This window comes from Desulfovibrio sp. OH1186_COT-070 (assembly GCF_003860215.1).
Classification (GTDB): Bacteria; Desulfobacterota; Desulfovibrionia; order Desulfovibrionales; family Desulfovibrionaceae; genus Desulfovibrio.
Window position 1 is genome coordinate 1 of the sequence record NZ_RQYH01000157.1, and the last position, 486, is coordinate 486.

At 44.7% G+C, this 486-nt stretch carries 1 protein-coding gene; it reads right to left on the minus strand.

The features are described 5' to 3' along the window. The coding region (locus EII23_RS12335) for a UPF0236 family transposase-like protein (protein WP_185702412.1) at window positions 1-486 on the minus strand (486 nt) is incomplete at both ends.

The window sequence follows — 486 nt, forward strand, 5'->3', positions numbered from 1 at the left end:
CCACGTTTGAACTCAAGGTGTTTATGCTTTTCTTGACAACCCACCCAAACACCATCTCCCTCTATGTAGAGGACTTTGGGTTTCTTCAAGGTCTGTAAACCTGATAACCTGATCTGAGCTATCTGTTCAGCCACATCTTGCGTCATACGATGAACTGTCTGGTGGCTCACAGAAATATCGGTCAAGAGGTCTAGGGTTTTACTTACCTGACGAAAAGTCATACCCGTTGCCAACTCACTAATCTTCTCTTTGAAACCTGGACTAAAGTGCTCCCTAGGCGCCAAACCCAGAGCATTGTCTAAGGGCAAGAAACTCTTCTCACCTGACTTTCTTAGTCTACGGCGCTTGAAGACAACCGTCCCAAAGGTAAATGTCAGCTGACGTTCTTCCCGACGGTCTATTACCCAACCTTCTGAAAGATAAGGCTGAATCAACTCTTTGTCTAAGGCTTCTAATCTATCACTTAGAATAGTACTTGTCATATCC